We start from the raw sequence: 25,933 nt of genomic DNA, 5'->3' as shown, positions 1-25,933 counted from the left end.
AGACATAAGAAAATGGAATTATGCAGTATTGCAAGTGGAAGCAGTGGAAACTGTATCTACGCAGGAACAGAAAGCAGCCATCTGATGATTGATGCCGGAATCAGTGGAAAGCGCATTGAAGCAGGATTAAACAGTATCGGTTTGAAAACCGCGGAAATGCAGGCACTGCTTGTGACCCACGAACATTCAGACCACATTTCCGGTCTTGGCGTGGTAGCAAGAAAATATGGAATTCCAATCTATGCCACGGCAGAGACCATTGAGGCAGTCAAAGGGATTTCCAGCGTGGGAAAAGTAGATGAGACATTGTTTCATCCTATCGAAGCCGGAGTGGAATTTCAGGTTGGAGATATTACGGTGGAGCCGGTATCCATTTCCCATGATGCCGCAAATCCGGTGGCATACATCATGAAACAGTCAGATAAAAAGATGGCGGTCATTACCGATTTGGGGAAATATGACAATTATCTTATAGACAAGCTGCAGGATTTAGATGTATTATTGTTAGAAGCAAATCATGATGTGCGTATGCTTCAGGTGGGCAGTTATCCTTATCCCCTGAAACAGCGGATATTAGGGGACAGAGGACATCTTTCCAATGAGAGCAGTGGACAATTTTTAGGGCAGCTTCTGCATGATAAGTTTAAAAAAGTAGTATTGGGGCATCTGAGCAAGGAAAATAATCTGGCAGAACTGGCATATGAGACAGTGCGCCAGGAAGTAGAACAGGGTGAGAACCCGTACCACGGAAATGATTTTCCAATCCAGGTAGCAAAGCGGGACGAAGTGTCTGAGCTTATCCGGATTTAAGAATATTAAGAAAGCAAAAATAAGAGGAGAACAAAATGGAAAAGACACAGAGCAAGACAATTATTACTGTAGTAGGAAAAGATACTGTAGGAATTATCGCAAAAGTTTGTACTTATTTATCAGAACAGCATATCAATGTACTGGATATTTCACAGACTATCATTGACGGATTCTTCAATATGATGATGATTGTTGATTTAAATACATCCAAAACACCATTTGCTGAGTGTTCTGCAGCACTGGAAAAATTAGGTGAGGAAATCGGTGTTACCATCAAATGTCAGAGAGAAGAAATCTTTGATATGATGCACAGAATTTAATACGACTTACATAAAAAGGAACTGCTGTTGGCAGGTCACTAAGGCGTATCAATGAAAATACAGGAAATGAGCTGCGTAGAAAGGCAGAATATAGGAGACAAAAAATGATTAATATAATGGAAGTAAGCGAAACCAATAAAATGGTGGAGCATGAGAACTTAGATGTCCGTACCATTACCATTGGAATCAGTCTTTTGGATTGTATTGATTCTGATTTAAAGAAGTTAAACGATAACATTTATAAGAAAATTACTACAGTGGCAAAGGATCTGGTATCAGCAGGAAATCAGATTGAGCAGGAATTTGGAATTCCAATCGTAAATAAAAGAATTTCCGTTACACCAATTGCACTGGTTGGCGGGGCAGCCTGCAAGACACCGGAAGATTTTGCAACCATCGCAGATACTATGGATGCAGCAGCCAAAGCAGTAGGAGTAAACCTGATTGGTGGATATTCTGCACTGGTATCCAAGGGAATGACAAAGGCAGATGAGCTTTTAATCCGTTCTATTCCAATGGCACTTTGCCGTACCGAAAGAGTCTGCAGTTCTGTAAATCTTGCATCCACAAAAACCGGAATTAACATGGATGCTGTAAAATTAATGGGAGAGATTCTTTTAGAGGTGGCAGAGCAGTCTAAGGACAGAGATTCTGTAGACTGTATGAAACTGGTTGTATTCTGTAATGCACCGGATGACAACCCGTTTATGGCAGGCGCATTCCATGGTGTAACAGAGGCAGATGCGGTAATCAATGTTGGTGTCAGCGGACCGGGTGTTGTAAAGACTGCACTGGAAAAAGTCCGTGGAGAGAATTTTGAAGTATTATGTGAGACCATCAAGAAGACTGCATTTAAAGTAACCCGTGTAGGTCAGCTTGTAGCACAGGAAGCGTCGAGAATTTTAAATATTCCATTTGGTATTGTAGATTTATCTCTGGCACCAACTCCTGCAATCGGAGACAGTGTGGCAGATATTCTTTGTGAAATTGGTCTTGAATATGCAGGTGCTCCGGGAACGACAGCAGCTCTTGCTCTTTTAAATGACCAGGTTAAGAAGGGTGGCGTAATGGCATCTTCTTATGTTGGTGGTTTAAGTGGTGCATTTATTCCGGTCAGCGAAGACCAGGGAATGATTAATGCAGTGCAGGCAAATGCCATTACACTGGAGAAATTAGAAGCAATGACCTGTGTATGTTCCGTAGGTCTCGATATGATTGCAATTCCGGGTGATACCAAGGCAACTACCATTTCCGGTATTATCGCAGATGAAATGGCGCTTGGAATGATTAACCAGAAGACTACAGCAGCCCGTCTGATTCCGGTAATCGGAAAGGGAGTAGGCGATACTGTAGAATTTGGTGGATTATTCGGCTATGCACCGATTATGCCGGTAAACCAGTATTCCTGTGATGCATTTATCAACCGTGGGGGAAGAATTCCTGCACCAATTCACAGCTTTAAGAACTAGGATTTTTTGAAATGGAGAAAGAAAATGAGTGATATCCGTAAACTTGTGTTTTTTGAACGAGGCGTAGAAACATTAACTTATTTTTCACATGAGATGGCAGCGTCATTTCGCAAGATGGGATATCAGATTTTCTTCTTTGACATTCAGGCAGAATATGCTGACACAAAACGATTAAGCCGCTTTTTAAAAAGTGGCGAGACCGCAGTCATTACCTTTAACTTTATCGGATTAAGCGGGGAGGAGTTCCTGTTGGAGACAGAGTCTCAGTCTGTCTTTGCCAGCAGAAATATTCCGGTCTATTGCATTCTTGTGGACCATCCGTTGTATTATCATAAGCAGCTTGATGAGACAATTCCAAATCTGACTGTGTTCTGCATCGACCGTCAGCATATTTCTTATATGAAACGGTTTTATAAAGGGATTCCCTGTCATTTTTTACCATTGGCAGGGAATTTTCTGATGGATAAGGAAGAACGTATTTCTACAGACTTTATTCCATATGAGAACCGGGAATATGAAGTGGGTTTTATCGCAAACTATGTGCATCTTCCGGCAATTGAAGAGCATTTTACCAGCCAGACGAAGGAATATATTGATTTCTATCATGAGATATTAAATTATCTCCGCCTGCATCCGTCAGAGCCGTTAGATTCTGCCATGGAGCATTTTGTCCGCCGGGAGATTCCGGAAGTAACGGAGCGGGAGCTGATGGCATGCTTTGCAGGAATGCTTTTTTTGGATATGTATAACCGGACTTATTTCCGTGGAGAAACAGTGCGGACATTGGTAGACAATGGAGTACGGGTACATGTTTTTGGCAAAGGGTGGGAGAATCTTAAGGTAAAACATCTGGAGAATCTTATTTTAAACGGAAGGCAGCTTGATTCTGCCGAATGCGTAAAAATCATCCGGAATACCAAGATTGCATTGAATACCATGCCGTGGTTTAAGGATGGAGCCCATGACAGAATTTTTACAGCCATGTTAAATAAAGCAGTATCCCTGACAGATGGCAGCATTTATTTAAAGGAGCGTTTCTGCGATGGAAAAGATCTGGCATTTTATGAGTTAGAGCATCTGGATGCATTGCCGGAACAGGTATTATCCATGCTGGGACATCCGAAGAAAATGAAAGAAATCATAGAATATTCTTATGAACGAGCACTTAAGGAAGATACCTGGGCGAACCGTGCAGAACGTCTGAGAGAGTTCTTATAGGAAGAATTCCTTGACAAGTGTTTTGGAATATGTTTTACTAAATTCAGGTCATATGACTGACGGAACCGTGGGAATAACCACATGAAGTATGACCTGAGAAAGCCGACCGTCTGGGCAGTTAAGCTCGGGATACGTGTCGGTATTTTTTATGCATGCAAACAGGAAAAGTCACAGGAAAAATTCGAAAGAGAAAGAGACTTTGACGGAAAGCTGCAGCAACTTTAAAAATTACATGGAGCGTAAGAAGGAGGAACAAAAATGAAGATGACTTCATTAGCAGAAGAACTTGGAAGCACTACTTATCCGGGAAGAGGAATTGTAATTGGAAAGTCGAAGAATGGAAAGTATGCGGTAACTGCTTATTTTATCATGGGAAGAAGCGAGAACAGCCGTAACCGTGTATTTGTTGAGGATGGAGAAGGAATCCGTACCCAGGCATTTGACCCTGCAAAATTAAGTGACCCAAGTCTTATTATTTATGCACCGGTTCGTGTACTGGGCAATAAGACCATTGTAACCAATGGAGACCAGACAGATACCATTTATGAACTGATGGATAAACAGCAGACCTTCGAACAGGCATTAAGAACCAGAGAATTTGAGCCGGACGCACCTAACTATACACCGCGTATTTCCGGAATCATGCATGTGGAAGATGGAAAATACAATTATGCAATGTCTATTTTAAAGAGCAACAATGGTAATCCGGATGCCTGCAACCGTTATACATTTGCTTATGAGAATCCGGTAGCTGGGGAAGGACATTTCATTCATACTTATATGAATGATGGCAATCCATTACCAAGCTTTGAGGGCGAACCGGTACTGGTTGATATCGGAGATGACATTGATGCATTTACCGAGCTGGTATGGAATAACCTGAATGCAGACAATAAGGTATCTTTATTTGTAAGATATATTGATATTGAAACCGGAAAATATGAAAGCCGCATTGTAAACAAGAACAAATAGGATTTTGTGAATAAGATTCGTGCGAGAGAGGAAAATAAAAATGAAAGAATTAGAATTAAAATATGGTTGTAACCCAAATCAGAAACCATCCAGAATTTACATGGAAAATGGCGAATTGCCAATCAAAGTATTAAATGGTAAACCAGGTTATATTAACTTCTTAGACGCATTCAATGGCTGGCAGTTAGTAAAAGAATTAAAGAAAGCAACCGGGCTTCCGGCAGCCACTTCTTTTAAACATGTTTCTCCGGCAGGTGCAGCAGTGGGGCTTCCGCTTTCTGACGTAGAGCGTAAGATTTACTGGGTAGATGACATGGATGTAGAATTTACACCGATTGCCAATGCATATGCAAGAGCAAGAGGCGCTGACCGTATGTCCTCTTTCGGAGATTTCATTTCTCTTTCTGATGTCTGTGATAAAGCAACCGCACTTTTAATTAAAAGAGAAGTATCTGATGGAGTTATTGCACCGGGCTATGATGATGACGCATTAGAAATTTTAAAAGCAAAGAAAAATGGCAATTACAATGTCATTGAAATTGATCCTGACTATATTCCAGACCCAATCGAGCGGAAACAGGTATTTGGCGTTACCTTTGAGCAGGGAAGAAATGAGTTAAATATTGACGAGCATTTCTTTGACAATATTGTAACAGAAAACAAAGAGCTGCCGGAATCAGCAAAGAGAGATCTGGCAATTTCCATGATTACTTTAAAATATACACAGTCTAACTCCGTATGTTATGTAAAAGACGGACAGGCAATCGGTATTGGTGCCGGACAGCAGTCCCGTATCCACTGTACCAGATTAGCAGGCTCCAAAGCAGATAACTGGTGGTTACGCCAGTCTCCACAGGTATTGAATCTGCCATTTTTAGATAAAATCCGCAGAGCTGACCGTGATAATGCAATCGACCTTTACATTGGCGAGGATTATATGGACGTACTTGCAGATGGCGAATGGGAGAAGATATTTAAGACCAGACCTGCTGTATTTACGGCAGAAGAAAAACGTGCATGGTTAGATAAGAATACCGGAGTATCTCTTGGCTCTGATGCGTTCTTCCCATTTGGAGATAACATCGAGCGCGCCCACAGAAGTGGCGTGCAGTATGTAGCACAGCCGGGCGGATCTATCCGTGATGACCATGTAATCGAAACCTGTAACAAATATGGTATGGTGATGAGCTTTACCGGAATCCGTCTGTTCCACCACTAAGAGCTGGAAAATCAGATAGGATTTGAAAGATAAGATTTTGCTGTCAAAAGAGGTGCTGGATTCCTTTGATATAAAATTTCAGCAGTTCTTAGCAGTTTGTTTTTCTTGAATGTAAGCAGTCTTTCCGTTGCTTTGACTGGATGTCTGCACTGTCCGTCGGGTACGGATGCTCTATAAAGCCTGCAAGGGGCACTAGGAATTTCAATTTAAAATTTTGGTTTGTCTGGCAACCGGCGCAAATTCACATCCATGTTCAAATGCGCCTCGCTGGCACATCCCTGTGCCAGCGTTGCCTGTTGCCAGACGAAATTCCAAGTGCCCCTAACAGCCTTTATTATGCATCCGTACTTCGACGAACCGTACAGACATCTTGTCAAACATTGGAAAGACTGTTTTTATCTCAAAAAGAAAAACAAACTGCTTAGTAACTGCGGAATTTTGTGTCAGGAACCAGACACCTCTTTTTGATGGCAAAATCTTTTTATCAAACGCTCTTTTGATTTTCCCACCAACCAAATGGTGGAATCAGACGGCACGGCAAATTCACACCCTTACAATATTGCGTACAAACTCGCTTCTGGCATCCTGCCCGGTTTTTCCGGACAGGATGTTTTCATATAATTCTCCGGCAAAGACATCCAGATCAAAAAGGCGTGCAGCATCAGAAGATAGCATAGAGGCTGCGTTGGCACTCTTAGAAATCATTGGAACATCCGCATAATTGCTTAAAATCGTGAGGAGCCGGGAGGCGTCTTTGCGGAATCCTAAGATACGAAGATAAGGAATGTAATCTAAGGATTTTCCCAAACGATAATCTTCAGATGTAATCTGAAGCAGAAGGTGAGTGAAAATCCGGCTGATTCTGGTATAAGTCATATCCTTTGTTTTCAGTAACTGGCAGAACTGCTCAAAGGAATGAAACTGTTTTTGCAAATTTTTTATCCGGTGGGCAATTGCTTCATTGGAATCACCACAGAAAGCCAGTTGTGCTTCACTCTGCTGTAACAGAAGGTAAGAGAGCGGAGCAGAAAAATCATTAGCAGAAAGCGGCGGATAAAGATTAAGATATTCTTTTAAAATAGAATAAGCAGCTTCCGGCAGATATGGATTTAATGTAGTGATGTCATTCCAGCCGTTTGAAAGAAGTTCTTTTCTTATGGCAGTGGCAGAGGAAAGACTGCTGTTAAGTGCCGCTTCGTGATAGCCGTCTCCGGTCCGCTGAATCAGATAAGGGGTGATGGCGGCATTCTGAGCCTGAATCGCTTTTAAATATTCAATAGCAAGAATATTATTTGGCTCATTTAAAAGGCAGGCAAGTTCATCGGCCGGGATTTGCTGGTTGGCTTCTTTTAAATAGCTGCATACTGCCTGACTTCTTGCGGCAGGATAGGACATTCCTTTTTTGAGACAGGAAGAGAGAATTTCTTTGTAGTCCTCTGGTTCGGATACGAGCAGGGAAGCAACTTCTTTTAATAAAGAAAGGTTGTCTGTTTCTGCACCAAAGCAGAGGGTGTCTACGCAGCCACATTTACGCATGAGTGCAACACCTGCAGAAGCAAAAAGTTCGGCAGAAGCAGTTGCAAAGAGGGCTGGCAGCTCAATCACCAGGTCAGCACCGCAGCTTAAAGCCATTTCTGTTCGTGCATATTTGTCAATAAGAGCCGGTTCTCCCCGCTGGACGAAATTTCCACTCATGGCTGCGATAACGAAGTCAGCCTGGGTCAGGGAACGGATTTTTTCTATCTGGTAAGCATGACCGTTATGAAACGGATTGTATTCTGCAATGATTCCTATGATGCGCATAAGTCCTCCAAAGTTACAAATAATATAGTTCTATCATAGCATTATTCCCATATTTTTGGCAAATTACTTATGGAAAGTATTCATAAGAAGAATTTCGAAAAAATATTTTTCTTTGCATTTTTTCAGACACTGTACTTGAACACCATTTAAAATAGGCGTATACTAAACATACATATGCGGATTTGTAACAATGAACCGTAAAAAAATAGCAGTGAGGAGAAAACAGATGAACGTATTAGTTATTAACTGTGGAAGTTCTTCTTTGAAGTATCAGCTTATTAATTCAGATACAGAAGCTGTACTGGCTAAAGGACTTTGTGAAAGAATCGGAATTGATGGAAGATTAGTATACCAGCTTGCTGGCCATGATAAAGAGATAACAGAAGCACCAATGCCGACCCATAAAGAAGGTATCCAGATGGTACTGGATGCACTGGTAAACCCAAAGACAGGTGCGGTAAAGAGTCTTTCTGAAATTGATGCAGTAGGACATCGTGTCGTACATGGTGGTGAGAAATTTGCCCAGTCTGTTGTATTAAATGAAGAAGTATTAGCAAAAGTGGAAGAGTGTAATGAGCTTGCACCACTTCATAACCCTGCAAACTTAATTGGTATTCGTGTATGTCAGGAACTTATGCCTGGTGTACCAATGGTAGGTGTGTTTGATACCGCTTTCCATCAGACCATGCCACAGAAGGCTTATCTTTATGGTCTGCCATATGAATATTATGAAAAATACAAGGTAAGACGTTACGGTTTCCACGGAACAAGCCACAGCTTCGTATCCAAACGTCTGGCTGAGTTCTTAAATCTTGATTATAACAATTCCAGACTGATTGTTGCCCACCTTGGAAACGGAGCATCCATCAGTGCTGTATTAGATGGTAAATGTGTAGATACCTCTATGGGACTTACTCCATTAGAGGGACTTGTAATGGGAACACGTTCCGGTGACATTGACCCGGCAATCATGGAATTCATTGCAAAGAAAGAAAACCTTGACATCGACGGAATTATGGATGTATTAAATAAGAAATCCGGTGTAGAGGGACTTTCCGGTGTATCCAGTGATTTCCGTGACCTCGAGGCTGCTTATCATGAAGGAAATCCAAGAGCAATTGCAGCATGTGAAGTATTTGCTTACCGTGTAGCAAAATATATCGGTGCTTATGTGGCTGCAATGAACGGAGTAGATGCCATTGCTTTTACTGCAGGAATTGGTGAGAATACATCTTTCATCCGTGAGAAGATTCTTGCATACTTCGGATATCTTGGAATTACCATGGATAAGGAAGCAAATATGGTTCGTGGAGAGGATAAGATTATTTCTACTCCGGATTCCAAAGTAACCGTATGCATTATCCCGACCAACGAGGAACTTGCAATTGCAAGAGAAACCGTAGCTTTGGTAGGCTAAAAAGGAAAAATATTGTTGACAAAAGCTATAGTGCTATGTATAATTGTTTAGGTGTGAAAAGGAGACAAACGTGATATTAGATTTAACCGATGTATGTTCATGTGAAAATAAAGAGCTTACGAAAGAGGCTGTAATTGAATTGACATCCTTTGATTCAAAGTTAGGTGTGTTTCCGTTCATAGAGAAAAAGCCATTCGAGCTGCGTATCGTTAATGAAGAGAATAAGGATTTACTGATTCACGGAGAAACGGACGTAAGGATAGCAATACCATGTGACCGCTGCTTGGAAGAAGTTCCAACAGATTTCCACCTTGTATTCAATAAGAAGTTCCCATTGGAAGATGCGGATGCTTCGGAAGAAGAGATGGATGAGGCAGACTACATGAAAGGATTTCAGCTTGATATTGATAAAATGGTCTATGATGAAATCTTGGTGAACTGGCCAATGAAGGTTCTGTGCAGAGAGGATTGCAAGGGGATTTGTAAGAAATGCGGTACGAATCTGAATGTCAAGACTTGTGACTGCGAGAAATCTGAGCTGGACCCGAGAATGGCAGCAATTCAAGATATTTTCAATAAATTTAAGGAGGTGTAACCAGATGTCAATTTGTCCAAAGAACAAATCTTCCAAAGGAAGAAGAGATAAAAGAAGAGCAAACTGGAAAATGACTGCTCCAAGTTTAGTAAAATGCAGTAAGTGCGGCGCTTTGATGATGCCTCACAGAGTATGTAAGAACTGCGGTTCATACAACAAGAAAGAAATTATTCCTCAGGACTAATTAAGAAGTGACCGGGAGTGTTTGCAAAAACACTCCCTTTTTACTTTATGAAAAAGATAGGCATTTGCAGAACAATTCAGGTTTTGCGAATGCCTATTCATAGAAAAGGAGAAGGTATGAGCAATATTTTTAATTATAATAATAAGCTCTTTAGTGCATTTGATAAAGTGATTAACATATTCTGCCTGAGTTTAATCTGGTTCATGGCATGTATTCCGGTTTTTACCATTGGAGCATCCTGTACTGCACTTTATTATGCAGTGAATAAAGTAATCCGCCATGGCAGAGGATATATCTGGAAAGAGTTCTGGTCATCCTTCCGTTCTAATTTCAAACAGGCAACCGTAATCTGGCTGATTTTCTTACTGATTGGTCTTGTTATGGGAGCAGACTGGTTTATCATGTTCCAGTTTATGAAAGCCGGAGCAGCGTGGGGCAAGGCTTTTGTGATTTTTGTTGTTATGCTGGTATTTGAGATTGCAATCTGGTTATATGTATATCCGAACATTGCCCGTTTTGAAAATACCAATAAAGCAATTGTAAAGAATGCGGCACTGATGTCATTTGCACATCTGCCAAAGACCATTCTTATGCTGGTGATTTTGCTGATAATTGCATTTTTAGTATATCTGATTCCATTTTTATTAATTTTTGCACCGGCGGCATTTATTGCAATTCAGAATGGAATTATAGAGAAGATTTTCCTGCGTTATATGTCAGAGGAGGACATTGCCAAAGAAGAGGAACGGAACCGGGAATATTTCAATTAGTTTTCTGTTGATTTCTATGGAAAGTTATAGTATATTTCAATATAGGCTTAATGTGATGGCAGATTTACAGGAGGAATGTATATGCAGGAAGTCATTAGAGTGGCAGTTGATGCAATGGGAGGCGACAACGCGCCGGGCGAAATTGTAAAAGGTGCCATCGAGGCAGTAAATACACGCAGAGATATACAGGTTGTACTGGTTGGACAGCAGGAGGTTATTGCTGAAGAATTGAAAAAGTATACCTATGAGAAAGACCAGATTGAAATTAAGAATGCAACAGAAGTAATTGAGACTGCGGAACATCCGGTAAATGCAATTCGTAAGAAAAAGGATTCATCAATTGTTGTGGGAATGAATATGGTAAAACAGAAGGAAGCAGATGCATTTGTATCGGCAGGAAGTTCCGGAGCCGTATTAGTTGGTGGACAGGTGATTGTTGGAAGAATCCGTGGTATCGAGCGTCCGCCTTTGGCACCGCTGATTCCGACCGAGACAGGAGTATCCCTGCTCATTGATTGTGGAGCAAATGTAGATGCCCGTTCTTCACATCTGGTACAGTTTGCCAGGATGGGTTCCATTTATATGGAAAATGTTGTGGGAATCAAGAATCCGAGAGTTGCAATCGTAAATATCGGAGCAGAAGAAGAAAAAGGAAATGCACTGGTAAAGGAAACATATCCTTTATTAAAAGAATGCAAGGATATCAATTTTGTGGGAAGTATTGAAGCAAGAGAGATACCACATGGCGGAGCAGATGTCATTGTCTGTGAAGCGTTTGTAGGAAATGTAATCCTTAAACTTTATGAAGGACTTTCCAGTACGCTGATTGGTGTAGTAAAGCAGGGAATGCTCAGCAGCCTGAAGAGTAAGATTGGTGCAGCATTGGCATTGCCGGCACTGAAGAAGACATTAAAATCTTTCGATGCATCCCAGTATGGCGGGGCACCATTGCTTGGACTGAATGGACTGGTGGTTAAAACACATGGAAGCTCCAAGGCGAAGGAAGTAAAGAATTCCATCATTCAGTGTGTTACATTTAAAGAACAGGATATCAATAATAAAATCAAAAAAAATATAGTAATTTCTGAAACAGAAGAATAGAAAGGAAAAGATTATGGAATTTGAAAAACTGAAAAAAATTATTGCAGAAGTCCTGAATGTGGACGAAGAAGAGATTAGTATGGAAACTACTTTTGTAGATGACCTTGGCGCAGATTCATTGGATGTTTTCCAGATTATCATGGGTCTGGAGGAAGAATTTGATATTGAGATTCCAAATGAAGAAGCAGAGAAAATTGTTACTGTAGGCGATGCGGTAGAGCAGATAAAGAGTGCGCTGAACTAAAAGCAGAATAGACAGTATTCTTCAAAGGAAGCATATTGTGCGAAAGAGTCCGGCATGCCGGATTCTTTTTTGCTTTACAGGAAATTTCTTTCCTGTAAAGTAAAAAACGCTCCGCGAGGATGCACACTGCGGCGTATAAGGTAGATGTCGCAAGCGACCGCCGCAGGCGGCTTGCAAAGCGTGTTTCCCGTAGTTTGCGGGCAGCATCGACAGTTAGAAGGAGAAAACAGTGAGCAGATTACATGAATTTGAAGAAGTGATAGGATATCATTTCAACAATCAGGGATTATTAAGACAGGCATTAACCCATAGTTCCTATGCCAATGAAAGACATATGAAGAAGCACTCAGATAATGAGAGGCTGGAATTCTTAGGCGATGCAGTGCTTGAGGTTACATCCAGTGAATTCTTATACCAGAAGTATCCGGATTATTCGGAAGGTGAACTGACCAAGCTCCGGGCAAGCCTTGTGTGTGAGCCGACACTGGCATTTTGTACCAGAGCAATTGATTTGGGAAAATATCTGTATCTGGGAAAAGGAGAGGATTTAACAGGAGGAAGAAATCGGAAATCCATTCTTTCGGATGCATTGGAAGCAGTAATAGGAGCAATTTTTCTGGATGGTGGTTTTGCTAATGCAAAAGAGTTTGTGTTAAAATACATTCTGACAGACATTGAGCACAAACAGCTCTTTTATGATAGCAAGACTATCCTGCAGGAGATAGTACAGGCAGGATATAATGAAGAACTGAATTATCAGTTGATCCGGGAAGAAGGACCGGATCATGATAAGCGGTTTGTGGTAGAAGCCAGAATCGGAGAAAAGTCCATTGGAGAGGGAATGGGACATACAAAGAAAGCAGCAGAACAGGAAGCTGCATATCAGGCGTTGCTTAAGCTGAAACAGCAGGAGAATAAGCGCTCTTAAACGGAGGAAGTTATGTATCTCAAAAGTATTGAAATTCACGGTTTTAAATCATTTGCAAATAAAATCGTATTTGATTTTCACAACGGAATCACAGGCATTGTGGGGCCAAACGGTAGTGGAAAAAGTAATGTTGCGGACGCAGTGCGCTGGGTATTGGGAGAACAGAGTGCCAAGCAGCTACGTGGCGCAAGCATGCAGGATGTTATTTTTGCGGGAACAGAGAATCGTAAGCCATTAAGTTATGCATATGTTGCGATTACATTAGACAATGCAGACCATCAGCTTGCGGTAGATTATTCAGAAGTAACGGTAGCCCGAAGAGTATACCGTTCCGGAGAAAGTGAATATCTTATCAATGGCAATCCATGCCGTCTGAAGGATGTAAGCGAGCTTTTTTATGATACCGGTATCGGTAAAGAAGGTTATTCTATTATCGGACAGGGGCAGATTGAGCGAATCTTAAGCGGTAAGCCGGAGGAAAGAAGAGAACTTTTCGATGAAGCGGCAGGAATTGTAAAATATAAGAGAAGAAAAGTAACCGCCCAGAAGAAATTGGAAAGTGAGCGGGAGAACCTGGTACGTGTCAATGACATTTTGACAGAGTTGGAGCGTCAGGTAGGACCGTTGGAGAAACAGTCAGAGACCGCAAGAATCTATCTTAAGAAAAAGGAAGAGTTAAAGACCTTGGATGTTAACATGTTCCTTTTAGAGATGGAGCGGATTGAGACCCAGACCAAAGAAGTAGAAGAAAAGTTTAAAATTGCAGATACCCAGTTAAAAGAAGACAACGAGGCATACGAGAATATCAAAGCGGAGTATGAGAAAAAAGAGCAGGACATGGAAGAAATGGATGCGAAAATCACAGAAATCCGCGAAGAACTCAGCAATACCAATGTCATGAAGGGAAAACTGGAAGGTCAGATTAATGTATTAAATGAGCAGATTAAGGCTGCACAGATGACAGATGACAGCTTAAAAGCACGTTTGGATCAGTTAGAAAGTGACCGGAAAGAAAGAAAAGAACAGCAGGAGCATTATCTTGCACAGAAGCAGGAAATTGACAGCCAGGTAGCAGAGATTGAAGCACGCAAGCAGGCAGCTTCTGATGAGTTAGAAAAGATTCAGAAGGAAATTGCCCGCTGTACACAGGGCATCGAAGAAGGCAAGAATGAGATTATTGAGATTCTGAATAATAAAGCTTCCACAAAAGCAAAATTACAGAAATTCGATACCATGGCAGAGCAGGTAAATATCCGCAAAGCCCAGTTGAATCAGCGTCTCTTAAAGCGTAAAAGCGAAGAAGCAGATTTGCAGAGTGTATTGTCAGAATATCAGGACAAATTAGCAGAAGTAAGTCGTGAGATTGAAGCATTAAAGGCAAAAGAAAAAGAGACCGCAGACTTAATTCAAAGCTGGCGTAAGAAAACAGCAGAGAACCGGAGTGCCTTAGAAAAAGCAACTATTGATTATAATAAGGGAGAATCCCGTCTTGAGACCTTAAAAAATATTGCAGAGCGTTATGAAGGCTATGGAAACAGTATCCGTAAGGTAATGGAGCAGAAGGATAAGGAAGGCGGAATCCTCGGCGTTGTGGCAGACCTCATTCAGGTGGACAAGAAGTATGAGACAGCCATTGAAGTTGCACTCAGTGGAAACATCCAGAACATTGTTACGAAAGACGAGCAGACAGCAAAGAAAATGATTGCTTATCTGAAACAGAATCGTCTGGGACGTGCCACATTCCTGCCGTTGACCAGTGTTACCGGTAAGGATAACAGCAAGCAGGATGTATTCTTAAAAGAAGAAGGCGTAATCGGAAAGGCAGATACGCTGGTAAAACATGATGCAAAATTTGACGGTGTAATGTCCTATCTTCTTGGAAGAGTCTTTGTTATGGACTCCATTGACCATGCGTTGGCACTGGCGAAGAAGAGCCATTATTCTTTACATATGGTAACCTTGGAGGGTGAGTATTTAAGCCCGGGTGGTTCCATTGCCGGTGGTGCCTTTAAGAATACCGGTAATCTTCTGGGAAGAAAACGCGAAATTGACGATTTGACGAAGAGACTGGAAGAACTGAAGAAAACCATTGCATCCTGCAAGGAGCGGAGCGAAGAAATCCGCACTGCACAGGAACTTGCCATGCAGGATATGGAAAAGGTACGGACTGATTTACAGGAACAGTATTTACAGCAGAATACAGCCAGGATGAATGTAGACCGTACCTTGCAGCAGAAGAATGAAAGCGAGAGCGTATTTGAAGGCTTAAAGAATGAGAGCCAGGATATTGAAGAACAGTTGACGGATATTAAGAAGGGCAAGGAACGTACGGAAGAGGAAATCAAAGAAGCAGAAGTACGGGAAGAAGAAATCAAAGCCCAGGCTGAGCAGTTCCAGGTAATTTTAGAAGAACAGATGAAACTGGAAGAGGCTGCAACTGAAGCTGTTTCCAAGGTGCAGTTAGAGGAAGCCGGATTCACACAGAAACAGGAATTCATACAGGAAAACTTAGAACGTGTGGAAGAAGAATTAGAGCGTGTATACAAGAATCAGGAGTCTTTGAAGAATCAGTCAGCAGAATCCAAAGAAGATGCAAAACGTCATGAGGCAGACATAGAAGCCATCCGAAAGACCATTCTTGCATCCGATGAGAATTATGCGGCATTGAATCAGAAGCTTTCTGAGAGCATTGCTGCAAAAGAACAGATGTCAGCAGAGTATAAGGGATTCTTTGAACGAAGAGAAGAGATTTCCAAGCGGATTGCAAATCTTGACAAAGAGATTTTCCGACTGAACAGCCAGAGAGAGAAGTTAGAAGAGGCAGGTGAATACCAGACCAATTATATGTGGGAGGAATATGAGCTGACTCCGCATAACGCATTGCTGCTTCGCAATGAAGAATATCAGGATTTGCCGGAACTTAAGAAACAGATTTACGGTATCAAGGATGATATCCGAAAATTGGGTGATGTCAATGTCAATGCCATTGAAGAATATAAAGAAATCAGTGAACGTTATACGTTTTTAAAGACGCAGCATGATGATTTAGTAGAAGCAGAGCAGACGCTGGTGGGTATCATTGAAGATCTGGATACCGGAATGCGCAAGCAGTTTACCGAGAAGTTTGCGGAAATCCAGCATGAATTTGACAAGGCATTTAAGGATCTCTTTGGTGGTGGTAAAGGAACCTTAGAGTTAGTCGAGGATGAGGACATCTTAGAGTGCGGCATCCGTATTATTGCGCAGCCACCTGGAAAGAAGCTGCAGAACATGATGCAGTTGTCCGGTGGAGAGAAATCGTTGACAGCCATTGCACTGTTATTTGCAATTCAGAACTTAAAGCCATCCCCATTCTGTCTTTTAGACGAGATTGAGGCAGCGTTAGATGATTCTAACGTAGGACGTTTTGCAAAATATCTGCATAAATTAACGAAGAATACGCAGTTTATTATCATTACGCACCGAAGAGGAACCATGGCAGCAGCCGACCGCCTGTACGGAATTACCATGCAGGAGAAGGGTGTATCCACACTGGTAAGTGTAAATCTGATTGAAGAAGATTTAGATAAATAAGAGAAATAAACAGAGAAAGAAGTGACAAGATGGAAGAAGAAAAGAAAGAGAAAAAAGGCTTTTTTGCCCGCCTTGTATCAGGATTAACCAAGACAAGAGATAACATTGTATCCGGTATTGATTCTGTATTTCATGGATTTTCACATATTGATGATGATTTCTATGAAGAAATCGAAGAGATTCTGATTATGGGAGACCTTGGTGTACATGCCACAGAGGCAATTTTGGACAAGTTAAAGGAACGTGTCAAAGAAGAAAAAATCAAAGAGCCGGCAGACTGTAAAGAGCTTCTGATTCAGAGTATCAAAGAGCAGATGGATGTAGGCGAGACTGCATACCGCTTCGAGGAAGAAAAATCTGTCGTTTTAGTCATTGGTGTAAACGGAGTCGGAAAGACAACCTCTGTTGGCAAGCTGGCAGGTAAATTAAAGAGTCAGGGTAAACGCGTGGTTTTAGCTGCGGCAGATACCTTCCGTGCAGCGGCAGGAGACCAGTTAAAGGAATGGGCGAACCGTGCCGGAGTAGACATGATTGGCGGCCAGGAGGGTGCTGACCCGGGCTCTGTGGTATACGATGCAGTAGCAGCTGCGAAAGCAAGAAAGGCAGATGTCCTTTTGTGCGATACTGCCGGACGGCTTCATAACAAGAAAAACCTGATGGAAGAGCTTCGCAAAATCAACCGTATTCTGGAAAAAGAGTATTCCGATGCATACCGCGAAACATTGGTAGTATTGGATGCTACAACCGGACAGAATGCACTGGCACAGGCAAGACAGTTTGCAGAGGTGGCAGACATTACCGGAATTATTTTAACGAAAATGGACGGAACCGCAAAAGGTGGTATCGCAGTTGCCATTCAGTCAGAGCTTGGCATCCCTGTAAAATATATCGGTGTCGGTGAAACCATAGATGATTTACAGAAATTTGATTCCGGGCAGTTTGTAAATGCATTGTTTGATGTAAAGGAAGATTCGGGAGAAGAAGGAGAGACAGAATGTTAACATTAGATAAATTTGAAGAAGCAAGTGAAAAAGTAAAAGAAGTAACTTTGGAGACCAAATTAATTTACAGCAATTATTTGAGTGAGCAGACCGGTAACAAAGTATATCTGAAACCAGAAAATATGCAGTTTACCGGAGCATATAAGGTACGTGGAGCCTATTATAAAATCAGCACTTTATCCGAAGAAGAAAGAGAGAGGGGACTGATTACCGCTTCCGCAGGAAACCATGCCCAGGGTGTTGCCTATGCAGCAAAATGCTATGGCTGTAAAGCAACCATCGTTATGCCAACCACAACACCACTGATTAAAGTAAACCGTACCAAGAGCTATGGCGCTGATGTAGTACTTTATGGAGATGTTTATGATGAAGCATGTGCACATGCTTATGAACTGGCTGAGAAGCATGGATATACCTTTATCCATCCTTTTGATGATTTGACGGTTGCAACCGGTCAGGGAACCATTGCCATGGAAATCTTTAAAGAACTTCCGCTGGTTGAGTATATTTTAGTTCCAATCGGAGGAGGCGGACTGGCAACCGGTGTTTCCACTCTTGCCAAATTACTGAATCCAAAGATTAAAGTGATTGGTGTAGAACCGGCTGGAGCAAATTGTATGCAGGCTTCCTTTAAGGAGGGTAAGGTTACAACACTTCCGGCAGTAAATACCATTGCAGATGGTACCGCAGTAAAGACTCCGGGAGAAAAAATCTTCCCATATATTCAGAAGAACTTAGACGATATCATCACCGTAAGTGATGATGAGCTGGTCGTATCTTTCCTTGATATGGTAGAAAACCATAAGATGGTGGTAGAGAACTCCGGTTTACTTACCGTTGCCGCATTAAAGCATCTGAATGTGAAAGACAAACGGGTCGTATCCATCTTGAGCGGTGGAAACATGGATGTCATTACCATGTCTTCCGTTGTTCAGCAGGGACTTATTTTCCGTGACAGAATCTTTACTGTATCTGTACTGCTTCCGGATAAGCCGGGTGAGCTTTGTAAAGTGTCCGGAATCATCGCAAGAGAGCAGGGAAATGTTATCAAGCTGGAGCATAACCAGTTTGTAACAACCAACCGTACCGCGGCAGTTGAACTTCGCATTACATTAGAGTGCTTTGGACCGGAGCATAAACAGCAGATTATCAATGCTTTGGAAAAAGAAGGCTATAAACCAAAACAGGTTCGTACCAGCCTGTAAGGGGAAATAAGAAATTAACAGGACATATCAAATTCCTAAATTGGAAGGAGATATGTCCTTTTCTATGCGTATAGTAAGAAAAACGTTCTTTAATCGAATAGAATAAAAGAACAATATTTACAATCGTTCTTTCATATGATAGAATGAAAGAACGATTTGAAAGAGTGGTGGTATTTGTGGATTATTACATTGATAAATTGAAGTCGGTAATTGAACAGAATGGTGGAATTGCATCCGCTAAGGATTTTCATAAAGCAGGTATCAACCGGTTGCTGCTTTATGATAGTCTGGAAAAACGAATCCTCTTAAAAGAATCTCATGGAAATTATATTTTGGCAGATGAGCAGCCGGATGAATTCCGGGTTATTCAAAGCAGGTCTGATAAATTGATATTTTCCCATGGAACCGCATTATTCTTACATGGAATTTCAGACAGAGTGCCACACAAGCTGGATTTAACGGTTCCTCAGGGAGATAATGTTTCCAGGATAAAGAAGAACTATGAGAATACAAAGTTTCATTATTGTAAGAAGGAACTGTGGGATTTAGGTATTGTGATGTTGAAAAGCCCACAGGGATATGACGTTAAGGCATATGATTTGGAACGATGTATCTGTGATTTGATAAGAGATAAAAAGAGTATCGATGTTCAAGTGTATACACAGGCTCTGAAGGAGTATTTTGGTGGAAAGTGTAATCCAAGAAAGATTATCAAATATTCCAGAGTGTTTCATTTGGAACAGAAGGTTCGGACATATATGGAGGTGTTGAGTTGAAAGAGAGAACACCAGAACAATTAAAGGGACAGATAAGGAGTTTTGCAGAAAAGAAAAAGTTACAGCCACAAGAAGTATTGCAGATGTTTTTAATTGAGCGCTTCCTTGAAAGATTGGCAAAGTCATCATATAAAAATAATTTTATATTAAAGGGTGGTTTTCTAATATCATCAATGATTGGAATCTCAGAAAGAACTACCATGGATATGGATACTACGATAACTGGAATCAATATGGAAGAAGATGAGCTAGAAAGAGTAATTCGAGAGATTCTTCTAATTGATGTTGGTGATGGCATAAAGTTTGAGTTTGAAAAGTTTGAAATAATCAGAGAAAAAGATGACTATAATAATTTCAGGGCATTTTTAGTTGCTCATTATGGAAAAATTGCAAATAAGGTGAAAGTTGACATTACTACAGGAGATGAGATAACCCCGGGAGCTGTTCGGTATTCCTATAAAACAATACTGGATGACGATGAAATTAATATTAAGGCATATAATATTGAAACTATTATAGCAGAAAAGTATGAGACGATTATTAGAAGAAATATTGGAACTTCAAGAGCCAGAGACTTTTATGATTTATATATGTTTTATCATATGTATAAGGAGTCGATTCATCCTGAAATGTTGAAACTTGCTGTTACAAGAACTGCAAAGAAAAGAGAATCCTTGCAGACAATGTTGGAGTGGAAAGAGATTATAGAGGATATGAGAGAGGATACAGCCTTAAAAGTTCTTTGGAATAATTATTGCGTGAACAATACATATGCAGAGGAGGCTTCTTATGAAGATGTGATGGAAATACTTCTAAGAATCGCCGAACTGCTTGAATTTTAAGTGAAAGGCTGATAGATGGGAATAATAAGGCTGTCGCACTATCCAAGTGGGCAGCCTTTCTGAAATTTATTTTCATAAATTAAAAGATTCTTTAATCAAAACGAGTTAATCTACATTTGGAATATGATCCTTGAAAAAGAATACTATAATTTTTCCGGCGTAAATACACCGATATCATTTCCGGTTCCGCTAAGAGGCATCTGATAACAGGCAGAGTCATTGCCGTATTCATAGAAGTAAAGGTACTGTGAGGTGGTATGTAATGCGGTATAATTACCGGATATCAGTAATTCCTCATTGCTTCCGTCGGTGAGACAGCGGTAGATACCGGCACCCTCTCCATTTTTTTGATAATAGATATAATCCCCGGTGACGTTGTAGCAGTCAATTCTGGATGGGATGATAAGGTTGGCAGCACCGCTGCTTAAGGAATAAGTGCTTAGTCCATAATCGTTGTCACCATCCATATAATAAGCCGTGTCATTGATTACAGTCGGTTCATAACAGGTGCAGCTATAGAGTGTAGCAACAGAGTTGTCGGCAGTATCAAGCTGCAGGAGAGAGTGGGAATCGTTTTCGCCATTAAAGTACATATACTGTCCATTAGAGGAGCAGGTCTTATAAGGAAACTTAGAAACCTGTTCTTTTTTTGTGCCGTCGATTTTTATCCGATACAGGGTAGAAGCCGTTTCTTTGTCATAGTGGATGTAGTAAATATAATTTCCGTACAGTCCGGCATAAAGACTTGGGTCGTCATCTAAAATGGTAACCCTGCCTCCATCACGGTTGATACGGCATAAGCTGTTAGTTCCAAAATTCAGAAAAGAGAAATTAGTATCCTCACTCTTGTTGTTTCGGACATAGTAAACATAGTGATCATCTGCATTGATATAAGAGACGGTATCATCGGAAAGCTTCTTCATATCAGAACCATCAGGATTCATGGAATAGAGTCGGTGGTTGTCGGAAGGATTACTGAAGAAAACAGTGCCGTTGCTTTCACAGAAAAGTCCGCCATTATAAAGATTACCGGCAGAATTTCCATTGACGTAACCGGAATTCATTTTTGTGCGGTTAAGAAAATGAATCAGACAAAAAACTGCAATCAGAATAAGAATAATTGCAATCGTGATAAAGAGCTGTTTTTTTTGTTTGTTTTTCATAAGAATCCTCCTTTGGTGTCATATGTAATCGTCTGATTGTGAAATTTGGAAATATGACAGGAGCGTGTTTTTCTTTCCGATATTTGACAGAATGGCAGCTTTGTACGGCTGATTGCAGACGAAAGGATGTATCCGCTGCAGCCGGACAAAGTCGCTATCCAGTCAAAGCAACGGAAAGAACTTTCCTATAACATTTCCGAATTCCACAATCCTTACGATAAAAATTATAACTTTCTTTCGGGAAACTTGCAACCGAAATGGGAATGGTATATGATAGAAAAAAATAATAAGGTGAAAGATAACAATGAAAGATTTAAAAGAGATAAGAGCAGAAATTGACAGCGTGGACAAAGAGCTGGTGTCACTGTATGAAAAACGTATGGCACTGACTGAACAGGTGGCAGATTATAAGCTTTCTACCGGGAAAAAAGTCTTTGATAAGGCAAGGGAAGAAGAAAAGTTAGAAAAGGTAACTTCCATGGTAGATGACCCGTTTTTAAAGCGTGGAACAAGAGAGCTTTTTGAACATCTGATGAGCATGAGCAGAAAAAGGCAGTATCAGAAGCTGGCAGAAAAAGGCATTATGGAGCCGATACCATTTGAAGAGGTAGCGGCACTTCCGGATAAAAATATAAGAATCGTATATCAGGGAGAAGAGGGTGCATACAGCCAGATGGCAATGCAGCAGTTTTTCCATGATACCACAAACAGTTATCATGTGCAGACCTGGCGGGATGCCATGGAAGCAATCGCAAAAGGAGAAGCAGATTATGCAGTGCTTCCGATTGAGAATTCTTCTGCCGGAATTGTGTCAGAAAATTATGATTTGCTGGTAGAATATGATAATTGTATCGTGGGAGAACAGATTATTCCAATAGACCACTGCCTGCTCGGAACGAAAGGCTCAAAGCTATCTGATATTGAACAGGTATATTCCCATCCGCAGGCACTGATGCAGTGTGGCAGATATTTGGACGAGCATCGGAACTGGGAAAAACACAGCTTTAAGAATACTGCCATGGCAGCAAAAAAAGTAAAAGAAGATGGTCTCCTAAGACAGGCAGCCATTGCCAGCCGTCTTACTGCCGATATTTACAGGCTTGATATATTGGACGAGCATATCCAGGATAACAGCAATAACTGTACAAAGTTTGTCATTGTAACCGGCCGTAAGATATTCTTAAAGAATGCCGGAAAAATCAGTATCTGCTTTGAAATTCCGCATGAAAGTGGATCTCTTTATCATATGTTATCCCATTTTATTTTTAATGATTTGAACATGAATAAGATAGAATCAAGACCATTAGGAGAGCGGAACTGGGAATATCGTTTCTTTATTGACTTTGAAGGAAATTTAAATGAGAGTGCAGTAAAGAATGCATTGCATGGAATCAAAGAAGAAGCTGAAAACTTTAAAATTCTTGGAAATTATTAGAAAGACAGGTAAGACATTAAGATGAAACATTCAGGAGAATTAATTTTATATAAGAACTTTGAAAATGGAGAATTATTTTATAATTTTACATGGATTTTGGAAAACTATGATAGTGAATTTTACAATCGGTCTGATATAGTAGAATTGTATTATAGATGTTTGAACCAACTGATTGAACTGGCAGTGAGCCACGGTTTTGAAGGAAATCTGTGGCACTGTTTTCTTGCGTTTATTATGGTAAATAATGAAAATGCCTATAGTACCGCCTGCGAAATGAAAGGAGCAGTAAACGGAAGTATCAATGCGATTGCAGCCCATGATTTTGCTATTTTAAAAGAAATGTTTGATTATAACTTAAATGAAGTGGCAAAGACTCTGGAAATTGATGATATGGATGTGCTTCAGAATTTCAAGGGACCGGATGATAATGGAAGCGTATTTAACAAACGTATCCGTGACTGCATCTGTGAACTGGCTGTAGAACTGGCAGGAGCAAAGGATACCAATGCATTTCAGGACAGCGTAACCGGATTCTATGCAAGATTTGGTGTAGGAAATCTAGGCTTACATAAGGCATTCCGTATCCAGAATACCAACGGTGTTGTAGAACTGGCACCGATTACCAGAATCGCTCATGTGAAACTCGATGACCTGGTAGGCTATGAAATTGCCAAGAAGAAGCTGGTGGATAATACAGAAGCTTTTGTAAAGGGAAAGAGTGCCAATAACTGTCTGTTGTTTGGTGATGCAGGTACCGGTAAATCAACCAGCATAAAGGCAATTGCCAATCAGTATTATGAGCAGGGACTTCGCCTGATTGAAGTTTATAAGCATCAGTTTAAAGATTTGAATACGGTTATTTCCATGATAAAGAACCGTAATTATAAATTTATTATATATATGGATGATTTATCTTTTGAGGAATTTGAAATTGAATACAAATATTTGAAAGCTGTAATTGAAGGTGGGCTGGAGAAGAAACCGGACAATGTGCTGATTTATGCAACCTCAAACCGCAGACATCTGATTCGTGAGAACTTTTCAGATAAAGAGGAAGTGCGTGAGGATATGCATACTTCTGATACCGTACAGGAAAAACTTTCACTGGTATATCGTTTTGGTGTATCTATTTACTTTGGAGCACCGACCAAGAAAGAATTCCAGCAGATTGTAGTAGAACTGGCAGAAAAGCAGGGAGTACATCTTCCGGCAGAAGAGCTTTTAGCAGAAGCCAACAAATGGGAGTTAAGTCATGGTGGACTTTCCGGAAGAACCGCACAGCAGTTTATCAATTATATGTTAGGACAGGAAGTGTAACAGAAGATTTACACAGGAGGAGGAGCACGGATGAAGACTTTTGCAGCAATTTATATCGGGTCTTATGAAATCAGCGTGAAAGTGTTTGAGCTTTCCATTAAGAGAGGAATCCGGGAAATTGACCATGTCCGCCATAGAATAGAATTGGGAAGGGATGTTTATTCCCAGGGATATGTCGGATATGAAACAGCGGATGAATTGTGTCAGGTGCTGAAAGAATTCGTGGGGATTATGGAGATGTACCGGACGGATGAGTATGAAGCATATTCAGGTCTTGTCATCCGGGATGCACAGAACGAAGCATTTATTTTAGACCAGATACGGATTCGAACCGGACTTAATGTGAAAGTGCTGAGCAATTCGGAACATCGTTTTATCAGTTATAAGACGGTGGCATCCCAGAAGAATTTTGAGGATATGACCAGTCAGAATGCAGCAGTAGTTGATGTAGGTGGTGGCAGTATGCAGATAACACTTTTTGTAAAAGGAAAGGTAGTTACCACGCAGCATCTTCTGATTGGAATTATGCGTGTGCAGGAGAAACTCTTTGACCTTGGCATGCAAAGCGGTAATTATGAGCAGCAGATTCAGGAAGTTGTAGATAAGGAGTTAGAGGTCTTTAAAGCTCTTTATCTGCCAAAGGATGGCATCCGTTATGTCATTTTTATGGGAGATTATATCTCTGCATTTATGCCGAAAATCAGTAAAGAAAATGGCAAATGTATGGTAGATGCGGACAAGTTCTATCGTTATACGGAGAAGCTGAGAGCAAAGAATACAGGACAGATTGCAAGAGAATTAGGAATCACCAACGAGAGTGATACATTGCTGATTCCGGCACTGGTTATCTATCGTCAGTTAGTTGCCACATTAAATGCCCAGAATGTAGTAGTTCCGGGTGTGAATGTAAATGATGGTATAGCATATGATTATGCGCAGCGGCATAATATGGTGAAAGCAACACATGATTTCGAAGAAGATGTAATATCTGCGGCGGAATGTATGTCCAAAAGATATTTCGGCTATCAGCCACATCTTGAAGCATTAGAGCAGATGGCAGTCCAGATATTTGATGCCATGAAGAAGATTCATGGATTGGGAAACAGAGAGCGGCTGATGCTAAGGACAGCAGCCATTCTCCATGACTGTGGTAAATTTGTCAGTCTGGTTAATGGACCGCAGTGCTCCTATGACATTATTATTTCTTCAGAAATTATTGGATTGACTCATCTGGAGCGTGAAATTGTGGCGTCTACGGTACTTTATAATACACTACCGATAGACAGCTATGACAGACTGGCAGATAAGATGGATCATGACAGCTATCTTACCGTAGCCAAGCTTGCAGCTATCCTTAAGGTGGCAAATGCCATGGATAGAAGCCACAAGCAGAAATTTAAGAATGTAAAGACATCTGTTTCCGGAAGAAATCTGATTATTACCATAGAGACGGAAGATGATGTGACCTTGGAAAAGGGACTGTTTGAGTCCAAGGCGTCCTTCTTTGAAGAAGTATTCAGTATGAAACCGGTGATTAAAGTGAAAAAGGTCTATAGTTAGGAGAGTATGCG

23 protein-coding genes and 1 riboswitch are annotated in these 25,933 nt (G+C 40.9%); of the genes, 21 read left to right on the top strand and 2 right to left on the bottom strand.

All coding sequences use genetic code 11. The features are described from left to right. Positions 1-12 precede the first annotated feature (12 nt). From LKD41_RS10345 to LKD41_RS10320, 6 genes are all read left to right on the top strand, one after another. Positions 13-810, top strand: coding sequence for an MBL fold metallo-hydrolase (locus tag LKD41_RS10345; protein WP_227701123.1), 798 nt, complete (start codon positions 13-15; stop codon positions 808-810). 35 nt (positions 811-845) lie between these two features. Beyond that, entirely contained in the window at positions 846-1,130 is a 285-nt protein-coding gene (locus LKD41_RS10340) for an ACT domain-containing protein (protein WP_022244074.1), read from the top strand. 104 nt (positions 1,131-1,234) lie between these two features. Continuing rightward, positions 1,235-2,599, top strand: a complete 1,365-nt coding sequence (locus LKD41_RS10335; RefSeq protein WP_117698745.1) for a PFL family protein — start codon at positions 1,235-1,237, stop codon at positions 2,597-2,599. 24 nt (positions 2,600-2,623) lie between these two features. Further along, on the top strand, positions 2,624-3,817 hold the full coding sequence (locus tag LKD41_RS10330; RefSeq protein ID WP_227701122.1) for a glycosyltransferase family protein: 1,194 nt from the start codon (positions 2,624-2,626) through the stop codon (positions 3,815-3,817). A 42-nt stretch (positions 3,818-3,859) separates the two neighbouring features. After that, positions 3,860-3,940: riboswitch (ZMP/ZTP riboswitch) on the top strand. Positions 3,941-4,075: 135 nt separating this feature from the next. Beyond that, positions 4,076-4,789, top strand: a complete 714-nt coding sequence (locus LKD41_RS10325) for an IMP cyclohydrolase (RefSeq protein WP_022244078.1) — start codon at positions 4,076-4,078, stop codon at positions 4,787-4,789. A gap of 40 nt (positions 4,790-4,829) precedes the next feature. Beyond that, positions 4,830-6,008, top strand: coding sequence for a phosphoribosylaminoimidazolecarboxamide formyltransferase (locus LKD41_RS10320; RefSeq protein WP_022244079.1), 1,179 nt, complete (start codon positions 4,830-4,832; stop codon positions 6,006-6,008). Positions 6,009-6,551: 543 nt separating this feature from the next. Here the strand turns inward: LKD41_RS10320 and LKD41_RS10315 are convergent. Further along, positions 6,552-7,811 (bottom strand): nucleotidyltransferase, encoded by a 1,260-nt coding sequence (locus LKD41_RS10315; RefSeq protein WP_227701121.1) that lies wholly within the window; start codon positions 7,809-7,811, stop codon positions 6,552-6,554. Between the two features lie 226 nt (positions 7,812-8,037). On the opposite strand from LKD41_RS10315, the gene LKD41_RS10310 reads away from it, so the two are divergent. The 12 genes from LKD41_RS10310 (at position 8,038) to LKD41_RS10255 (ending at position 20,447) form a co-directional block, all read left to right on the top strand. After that, a complete protein-coding gene (locus LKD41_RS10310) occupies positions 8,038-9,228 on the top strand; it encodes an acetate kinase (protein ID WP_022244081.1) in 1,191 nt (396 codons plus the stop codon). Between the two features lie 70 nt (positions 9,229-9,298). Further along, positions 9,299-9,823 (top strand): YceD family protein, encoded by a 525-nt coding sequence (locus LKD41_RS10305; protein WP_227701120.1) that lies wholly within the window; start codon positions 9,299-9,301, stop codon positions 9,821-9,823. Between the two features lie 4 nt (positions 9,824-9,827). After that, positions 9,828-10,007, top strand: coding sequence for a 50S ribosomal protein L32 (rpmF, locus tag LKD41_RS10300; RefSeq protein WP_022244083.1), 180 nt, complete (start codon positions 9,828-9,830; stop codon positions 10,005-10,007). 116 nt (positions 10,008-10,123) lie between these two features. Continuing rightward, positions 10,124-10,777 (top strand): YesL family protein, encoded by a 654-nt coding sequence (locus LKD41_RS10295; protein WP_227701119.1) that lies wholly within the window; start codon positions 10,124-10,126, stop codon positions 10,775-10,777. An 81-nt stretch (positions 10,778-10,858) separates the two neighbouring features. Further along, complete coding sequence (gene plsX / locus LKD41_RS10290) at positions 10,859-11,878, top strand: phosphate acyltransferase PlsX (protein WP_022244085.1); 1,020 nt, start codon at positions 10,859-10,861, stop codon at positions 11,876-11,878. A gap of 13 nt (positions 11,879-11,891) precedes the next feature. Then, positions 11,892-12,122: an acyl carrier protein gene (acpP, locus tag LKD41_RS10285; protein ID WP_022244086.1), complete on the top strand. Its 231-nt coding sequence runs from the start codon at positions 11,892-11,894 to the stop codon at positions 12,120-12,122. Between the two features lie 229 nt (positions 12,123-12,351). Continuing rightward, positions 12,352-13,050 carry a ribonuclease III gene (rnc, locus tag LKD41_RS10280; protein WP_022244087.1) on the top strand — a complete coding sequence of 233 codons (699 nt, stop codon included), beginning with the start codon at positions 12,352-12,354 and terminating at the stop codon, positions 13,048-13,050. 12 nt (positions 13,051-13,062) lie between these two features. Beyond that, positions 13,063-16,623 (top strand): chromosome segregation protein SMC, encoded by a 3,561-nt coding sequence (gene smc, locus LKD41_RS10275; protein WP_227701118.1) that lies wholly within the window; start codon positions 13,063-13,065, stop codon positions 16,621-16,623. A gap of 29 nt (positions 16,624-16,652) precedes the next feature. Further along, on the top strand, positions 16,653-17,624 hold the full coding sequence (gene ftsY / locus LKD41_RS10270) for a signal recognition particle-docking protein FtsY (RefSeq protein ID WP_022244089.1): 972 nt from the start codon (positions 16,653-16,655) through the stop codon (positions 17,622-17,624). Further along, positions 17,618-18,829, top strand: coding sequence for a threonine ammonia-lyase (ilvA, locus tag LKD41_RS10265; protein ID WP_022244090.1), 1,212 nt, complete (start codon positions 17,618-17,620; stop codon positions 18,827-18,829). Before ftsY ends, ilvA begins: the two co-directional genes overlap by 7 nt. Before the next feature lie 143 nt (positions 18,830-18,972). Then, the gene (locus tag LKD41_RS10260) at positions 18,973-19,605 is read left to right on the top strand and encodes a type IV toxin-antitoxin system AbiEi family antitoxin domain-containing protein (protein WP_022244091.1); all 633 of its coding nucleotides are present in this window, start codon (positions 18,973-18,975) and stop codon (positions 19,603-19,605) included. Continuing rightward, complete coding sequence (locus tag LKD41_RS10255) at positions 19,602-20,447, top strand: nucleotidyl transferase AbiEii/AbiGii toxin family protein (RefSeq protein WP_022244092.1); 846 nt, start codon at positions 19,602-19,604, stop codon at positions 20,445-20,447. The genes LKD41_RS10260 and LKD41_RS10255 overlap by 4 nt, the downstream gene beginning before the upstream one ends. A 143-nt stretch (positions 20,448-20,590) precedes the next feature. Here LKD41_RS10255 and LKD41_RS10250 read toward each other — a convergent pair whose 3' ends face one another. Continuing rightward, positions 20,591-21,610, bottom strand: a complete 1,020-nt coding sequence (locus LKD41_RS10250) for a DUF5050 domain-containing protein (protein ID WP_022244093.1) — start codon at positions 21,608-21,610, stop codon at positions 20,591-20,593. A 304-nt stretch (positions 21,611-21,914) separates the two neighbouring features. On the opposite strand from LKD41_RS10250, the gene pheA reads away from it, so the two are divergent. Genes pheA through LKD41_RS10235 form a run of 3 tightly spaced genes read left to right on the top strand, consistent with a single transcriptional unit; the run spans position 21,915 to position 25,922 of the window. Beyond that, complete coding sequence (gene pheA / locus LKD41_RS10245; RefSeq protein ID WP_022244094.1) at positions 21,915-23,045, top strand: prephenate dehydratase; 1,131 nt, start codon at positions 21,915-21,917, stop codon at positions 23,043-23,045. Between the two features lie 21 nt (positions 23,046-23,066). Then, positions 23,067-24,362 carry an ATP-binding protein gene (locus tag LKD41_RS10240; protein ID WP_117698734.1) on the top strand — a complete coding sequence of 432 codons (1,296 nt, stop codon included), beginning with the start codon at positions 23,067-23,069 and terminating at the stop codon, positions 24,360-24,362. A 30-nt stretch (positions 24,363-24,392) separates the two neighbouring features. After that, entirely contained in the window at positions 24,393-25,922 is a 1,530-nt protein-coding gene (locus LKD41_RS10235; protein WP_227701117.1) for a Ppx/GppA phosphatase family protein, read from the top strand. The last annotated feature ends 11 nt before the right edge of the window (positions 25,923-25,933 follow it).

Source organism: Roseburia sp. CLA-AA-H209 (assembly GCF_020687575.1).
Classification (GTDB): Bacteria; Bacillota; Clostridia; order Lachnospirales; family Lachnospiraceae; genus Roseburia_C; species Roseburia_C amylophila.
The sequence above is the reverse complement of the archived record's forward strand: the minus strand, read 5'-3'. Positions and strand labels throughout refer to the sequence as shown.

Excerpts from the sequence above, each read along its gene's own strand:
- LKD41_RS10345 (WP_227701123.1), top strand. The coding sequence starts at position 13 with ATGGAATTATGCAGTATTGCAAGTGGAAGCAGTGGAAACTGTATCTAC.
- LKD41_RS10330 (WP_227701122.1), top strand. The coding sequence starts at position 2,624 with ATGAGTGATATCCGTAAACTTGTGTTTTTTGAACGAGGCGTAGAAACA.
- LKD41_RS10320 (WP_022244079.1), top strand. The coding sequence starts at position 4,830 with ATGAAAGAATTAGAATTAAAATATGGTTGTAACCCAAATCAGAAACCA.
- LKD41_RS10250 (WP_022244093.1), bottom strand. The coding sequence starts at position 21,610 with ATGAAAAACAAACAAAAAAAACAGCTCTTTATCACGATTGCAATTATT.
- ftsY (WP_022244089.1), top strand. The coding sequence starts at position 16,653 with ATGGAAGAAGAAAAGAAAGAGAAAAAAGGCTTTTTTGCCCGCCTTGTA.
- LKD41_RS10325 (WP_022244078.1), top strand. The coding sequence starts at position 4,076 with ATGAAGATGACTTCATTAGCAGAAGAACTTGGAAGCACTACTTATCCG.
- LKD41_RS10235 (WP_227701117.1), top strand. The coding sequence starts at position 24,393 with ATGAAGACTTTTGCAGCAATTTATATCGGGTCTTATGAAATCAGCGTG.
- pheA (WP_022244094.1), top strand. The coding sequence starts at position 21,915 with ATGAAAGATTTAAAAGAGATAAGAGCAGAAATTGACAGCGTGGACAAA.
- rpmF (WP_022244083.1), top strand. The coding sequence starts at position 9,828 with ATGTCAATTTGTCCAAAGAACAAATCTTCCAAAGGAAGAAGAGATAAA.
- LKD41_RS10315 (WP_227701121.1), bottom strand. The coding sequence starts at position 7,811 with ATGCGCATCATAGGAATCATTGCAGAATACAATCCGTTTCATAACGGT.
- ilvA (WP_022244090.1), top strand. The coding sequence starts at position 17,618 with ATGTTAACATTAGATAAATTTGAAGAAGCAAGTGAAAAAGTAAAAGAA.
- plsX (WP_022244085.1), top strand. The coding sequence starts at position 10,859 with ATGCAGGAAGTCATTAGAGTGGCAGTTGATGCAATGGGAGGCGACAAC.
- LKD41_RS10310 (WP_022244081.1), top strand. The coding sequence starts at position 8,038 with ATGAACGTATTAGTTATTAACTGTGGAAGTTCTTCTTTGAAGTATCAG.
- smc (WP_227701118.1), top strand. The coding sequence starts at position 13,063 with ATGTATCTCAAAAGTATTGAAATTCACGGTTTTAAATCATTTGCAAAT.
- LKD41_RS10295 (WP_227701119.1), top strand. The coding sequence starts at position 10,124 with ATGAGCAATATTTTTAATTATAATAATAAGCTCTTTAGTGCATTTGAT.
- LKD41_RS10335 (WP_117698745.1), top strand. The coding sequence starts at position 1,235 with ATGATTAATATAATGGAAGTAAGCGAAACCAATAAAATGGTGGAGCAT.
- LKD41_RS10240 (WP_117698734.1), top strand. The coding sequence starts at position 23,067 with ATGAAACATTCAGGAGAATTAATTTTATATAAGAACTTTGAAAATGGA.
- LKD41_RS10340 (WP_022244074.1), top strand. The coding sequence starts at position 846 with ATGGAAAAGACACAGAGCAAGACAATTATTACTGTAGTAGGAAAAGAT.
- acpP (WP_022244086.1), top strand. The coding sequence starts at position 11,892 with ATGGAATTTGAAAAACTGAAAAAAATTATTGCAGAAGTCCTGAATGTG.
- LKD41_RS10260 (WP_022244091.1), top strand. The coding sequence starts at position 18,973 with ATGAAAGAACGATTTGAAAGAGTGGTGGTATTTGTGGATTATTACATT.